Origin of the sequence: Blautia sp. CAG:237, assembly GCF_000436615.1 — a bacterium.
Classification (GTDB): Bacteria; Bacillota; Clostridia; order Lachnospirales; family Lachnospiraceae; genus Blautia_A; species Blautia_A intestinihominis.
Genome location: NZ_FR886709.1, coordinates 1620 through 6455 on the forward strand (window position 1 = coordinate 1620; position 4836 = coordinate 6455).

The window sequence follows — 4836 nt, forward strand, 5'->3', positions numbered from 1 at the left end:
GAGACCAATGGTCTCGCCCCCGTTTTTTACATTGAAATCCATCCAAATGCATTCGCTACGGAACTGATCAGAATGATCGCCGCAAAGATCGGACAAAGATACTGAATCATAAAATTGAAAATATTTTTTCTTCGGAAAGTACTTTCTTCAAGAAGAACTTCTTTCTCGATTCGTTTTACACCAATAACCCTGGATACCAGAAGGCAGGTAGCAATTGCTGCGATCGGCATCATTACGGAGTTGGTCAGGAAATCAAAGAAATCAAGGAACTGCATTCCAATAATCTTTACAAATCCCAGTGGTCCATATCCCAGAGAAGAAAGGCTTCCGAGAATTATCATGATGACTCCGACAAGAACGGTTGATTTCCTGCGGCTCCATTTCAGCTCATCCTGGAAAGTAGAAACTGCACTCTCTGTCAGAGCAATAGAGCTTGTCAGTGCTGCACAGAGTACCAGGACAAAGAACAGGATTCCTACCAGTGTTCCGAATCCCATGCTTGCAAATACTTTCGGAATCGTGATGAACATCAGCGCCGGACCAGCCTGCAGTGTGTCCGGATCGCCGCCGGAGAAAGCAAAAACTGCCGGAATGATCATCAGACCTGCCATCATTGCAATCGCCGTGTCAAAGATTTCTACATTTGTTGTAGAGCCTTCGATAGACACGTCTTTCTTCATATAAGAACCGAATGTTACCAGGATACCCATTGCAATTGACAGAGAATAGAACATCTGTCCCATCGCTGCAACAACTGTCATCCAGGAAAAGTTCTTAATGTTCGGTACAAGGAAGTACTTCACGCCTTCCAGTGCGCCTGGTCTTGTCACAGAATAAATTACGATAATGACTGACAAAAAGACCAGGATCGGCATCATAAACTTGGAAACTCGTTCCACACCGTTCTGCACGCCTGCATAAATGATCATCAGGGTAAGCAGGGTAAAAAACAGAAAACAGACTTCTGTGGAAACTCCATCAGATATAAATGTAGAAAAGTAACTGTCTGTAGCAAGTCCCTGACTGTTTCCTTTGATATACTCCACCAGATATTTGATCACCCATCCACCGATCACAGAATAATACGGTACGATCAGAACCGGAATGATCGCATTGATCCATCCACCAAATGACAGCCATTTGGATTTACCAAATTTTGCAAAAGCTCCTACAGGGCTTTTCTTTGTCATACGTCCGAGTGCTGTCTCCGCTACAATCATCGTGTAACCAAACGTCAGTGCCAGGATGATGTAAACCAGTAAAAAAATGCCGCCGCCATACTTCGCTGCAAGGTATGGAAATCTCCATATATTTCCAAGACCTACCGAAGCACCGGCTGCAGACAGTACAAACCCGATCTTGCCCGAGAATGTACTTCTCTCATGCTTATGCTTGTCCATAATTTTCCTCTCCCAATTTTCTTAATCTACACTCTTCTGATGATATCACGCTTTTGCATCATAAGCAAATGATATATCGTAAAAAGGGATGCAGAAGCTATTTTTATGCTTCTGCATCCCGATTTTTGTAAAAATCCGTAAGTTTTCTTTATTTAACTCTCTTTAATTCATATTCTCTGGTTCCAAGTCCGACCTTTTCTGCCTGATCCAGAGTTGCCTTCCATTCGATGTTTGGATTGGAATCTTTGAAATGATCGTGATGACAATGCCATCCAGGTTCTGCCAGATGTTCTCCGAGCTGGCTGTTCTCGATCGGTGTTGCTTTGAGACAGGCATCTGCACATGCCTGATCCAGAGCGACCGGATCAAAGCTTGCAAACATTCCGATATCCGGAAGGATCGGTGCATCGTTCTCTCCATGACAGTCACAGTTCGGGCTGATATCCTGAACCAGCGCGATATGGAAATGTGGGCGTCCGTGACAGACTGCCTGTGCATATTCTGCCATCTTGCGGTCAAGAAGTTCATTTGCACTGCTGTTCGGATTGTATACAGCATCAAAACTGCAGGCTCCGATACAGCGTCCACAGCCCTTGCATTTATCATAATCAATCACGGCTTTTTTGTTTACATAAGTAATTGCGTCACTTCCGCATTCTTTTGCACAGCGGCGGCAGCCACGACAGACGTCTTCATTGATTGCCGGTTTTCCACTTGCATGCTGCTGCATTTTTCCCGCGCGGCTTCCACAGCCCATGCCAATATTCTTGAGTGCACCGCCAAATCCAGTTGCCTCATGACCTTTGAAATGGCTCAGGCTGATAAAAATATCTGCATCCATGATCGCATGTCCAATCAGCGCAGTCTTACAGTACTCTCCATTTACAACCGGAACTTCTACTTCATCTGTTCCACGCAGTCCATCTCCAATGATGATCTGACAGCCTGTTGTGATCGTGTTAAAACCATTCAGATTTGCACAATCCAGATGTTCCAGGGCATTCTTTCTGCTTCCCGGATACAGTGTATTACAGTCCGTCAGAAACGGCATACCACCCTGCTCCTTACACAAATCTGCAACTACTTTTGCATAATTCGGGCGAAGAAAAGCCATGTTTCCCAGTTCACCAAAATGCATTTTGATCGCTACAAATTTTCCATCCATATCAATGTCCTTGATACCGGCTGCGATACAGAGCTTCCTCAGCTTATCAAGCTGGCTTGTTCCTACCGGACATCGAAAATCTGTAAAATAAACAGTAGATTTCTCCATTTTGAATCCCTCCTGAAAATGATTTGTCTTTACAAAAGAATAGCACTTCAAGTATACTTGAAGTCAAGGAGGAATTCACATGCAAACTTATACAATCCGTGAAATATCTGAACTTTTTTCACTTCCGGCTTCTACACTGCGTTATTACGAAAGTGAAGGCTTACTCCCCAATGTAGAAAAGTCTTCTTCCGGTCAGCGGATCTACACAGAAGAGCATATTGAACGTCTCAACTGCATCAACTGTTTTAAACGTACCGGTATGACAATTCCACAGCTTCGGAAATTTTTTGAATATGAGACGGACGAAGCTCAGCACATTGATGCCATCATCCGTCTTCTGGAAGACCAGGAAAAACAGGTAGATGAGAAACTCAGGCAGCTTCAGAAAGACTCTGCACATGTTCATCACAAAGTAAAACATTACAAAGCGATCAAACATGCACTGGAAAACGATCTGCCGCTGCCTGTGTGGGAAGACGAGTGAATTTTTTTACTTTACACCGGCTTACAGGTGCATCCGATACCAAGTCCATCCGGTCCAATGTGACATGAAAGACCGAAAGAGAGTTTGTCGCACATGACTTCCATTCCCGGGAAACTTTCTTTGATCTGGTTTACCCATTCTTCTGTTGCTTCGTCAGTACTGCTTGAGGCTGCCATCAGATATACTTTTCCGGCAGCGTATTCTTCACGGAAATTGGTTTCCAGTTCATGTTTCATCGCATCGATCATGACTTTGCGGGACTTCTTCATACCGCGGCATTTCTGGTAGGTATCGAGGGTTCCTGTGCTGAAGTGCATGACTGGTTTGATGTTCAGGACATCTGCTGCCAGGGCTGTCATGGAGCTGACTCTTCCACCTTTTTTGAGGTATTCCAGAGTGCTGAGGCCAATGTAAATAGTCATTTTTTCTCTGGTCTCTTCGAGGATTTTCTTGATTTCGGCTGCGCTGTAACCTTTTTCTGCCATTTCTACTGCATCAAGGACGGAACGATGCATTGGTGTTGCTACACGACCATTGTCTACGACAAATACTTTGCCGGCAAATGCATCTTCATTTGCCATTGCCTGTGCAGCCATACAGGAGCCGCTTAATGCACTGCTGAGCGGGATATAGACGATTTCTTCATATTCTTTCAGCATTTCTTTCCACATATCCAGTACTTCTACTGGTGACGGCTGAGATGTGGACACATCTACACCCTTTCGAAGCATGTCATAAAATTCATCTCTGGAAAGATCTACGCCTTCACGATATACTTTTTCTCCGATGTAAAACGGCATCGGAAGCACCTTGATTCCAAGTCTTTCTGCTTCTTCGTTCAAAATTCCACTGTGACTGTCTGTCATGATTCCTGTTTTCTTCATATTATCTTCTTCCTTCATATTCTGTCTTTTAACCTGTATTTCTATAACGTCTTAATGATCGGCATTACGTAATTGATCATCTCTTCCGGAGTTTCTTTTAACCCATCTATAAGCCATCGTCTGGAAACTCCATCCAATATGCAAAGTTTTACGACCCATCCGTATTTCTCGGACATATCCGAATCTTCTGATTCGATCGCTTTACGTTTTTCGTGAATCTTTTCTCCGAGACGTTTTGTAAAAAGATCCATGTTCAGTCCACGAATTGCCCACATCTCTTTGTAATTCAGTGATATCTGATAAAAATAATTAAACAGATATTCCCGCAGTTTTCGTTCATCTGTTGTATCCAGCAGCGGCAGGAATTCTATATTCAGTTTTTCTGCAGTTGCATCTGCGATACTGTCCAGCACTTCCGAAATAGAAGCGAAATTCCTGTAAAAAGAAACCCTCGCAACCTTCGCTTCCTGTACAATATCTGTTACAGTAATGTCCAGATAGGATTTCTGTGTCATAAGACGGAGAAGTGCCTGTTCTATTTCACTTTTTACAGAATGATTTTCTTTCTTGTTCATATCCTGTCCTTCTCTGAGCTTGTCAGCATGGTTATGTTGAATAGTTATATTTCGATTCATATATGTTACATTTTGTTTCACCAAAGAACTGTATTGTATCACCAGAAAATACATCTGTCAAGAAATGAAAAAAGTCAGGAAAATTTCATGTTCGAATTTTCCCTGACCTCTAAAGTTCTGCTTATTTTGTGAATTAAAAACTCTATCCTCACATGACTGA

General features: G+C 42.9%; 5 protein-coding genes. 1 reads left to right on the forward strand and 4 read right to left on the reverse strand.

From position 1 onward, the window contains the following. Positions 1-26 precede the first annotated feature (26 nt). Together QZL69_RS03890 and QZL69_RS03895 are read right to left on the reverse strand one after the other, a co-directional pair. A complete protein-coding gene (locus QZL69_RS03890; RefSeq protein WP_022213914.1) occupies positions 27-1400 on the reverse strand; it encodes a sodium-dependent transporter in 1374 nt (457 codons plus the stop codon). A 148-nt stretch (positions 1401-1548) separates the two neighbouring features. Continuing rightward, on the reverse strand, positions 1549-2673 hold the full coding sequence (locus QZL69_RS03895) for a DUF362 domain-containing protein (RefSeq protein ID WP_022213915.1): 1125 nt from the start codon (positions 2671-2673) through the stop codon (positions 1549-1551). Between the two features lie 79 nt (positions 2674-2752). Here QZL69_RS03895 and QZL69_RS03900 point away from each other — a divergent pair, with 79 nt between their 5' ends. Beyond that, positions 2753-3157, forward strand: a complete 405-nt coding sequence (locus QZL69_RS03900) for a MerR family transcriptional regulator (protein WP_022213916.1) — start codon at positions 2753-2755, stop codon at positions 3155-3157. 11 nt (positions 3158-3168) lie between these two features. Here the strand turns inward: QZL69_RS03900 and QZL69_RS03905 are convergent, their stop codons facing one another. After that, on the reverse strand, positions 3169-4041 hold the full coding sequence (locus QZL69_RS03905; protein WP_022213917.1) for a DegV family protein: 873 nt from the start codon (positions 4039-4041) through the stop codon (positions 3169-3171). A gap of 41 nt (positions 4042-4082) precedes the next feature. Continuing rightward, entirely contained in the window at positions 4083-4616 is a 534-nt protein-coding gene (locus tag QZL69_RS03910) for a TetR/AcrR family transcriptional regulator (protein ID WP_022213918.1), read from the reverse strand. Positions 4617-4836: the final 220 nt, after the last annotated feature.

What these genes read in the sequence shown, in the direction of transcription:
- QZL69_RS03895 (WP_022213915.1), bottom strand. Translation starts at nt 2,673, where the DNA reads ATGGAGAAATCTACTGTTTATTTTACAGATTTTCGATGTCCGGTAGGA.
- QZL69_RS03900 (WP_022213916.1), top strand. Translation starts at nt 2,753, where the DNA reads ATGCAAACTTATACAATCCGTGAAATATCTGAACTTTTTTCACTTCCG.
- QZL69_RS03890 (WP_022213914.1), bottom strand. Translation starts at nt 1,400, where the DNA reads ATGGACAAGCATAAGCATGAGAGAAGTACATTCTCGGGCAAGATCGGG.
- QZL69_RS03910 (WP_022213918.1), bottom strand. Translation starts at nt 4,616, where the DNA reads ATGAACAAGAAAGAAAATCATTCTGTAAAAAGTGAAATAGAACAGGCA.
- QZL69_RS03905 (WP_022213917.1), bottom strand. Translation starts at nt 4,041, where the DNA reads ATGAAGAAAACAGGAATCATGACAGACAGTCACAGTGGAATTTTGAAC.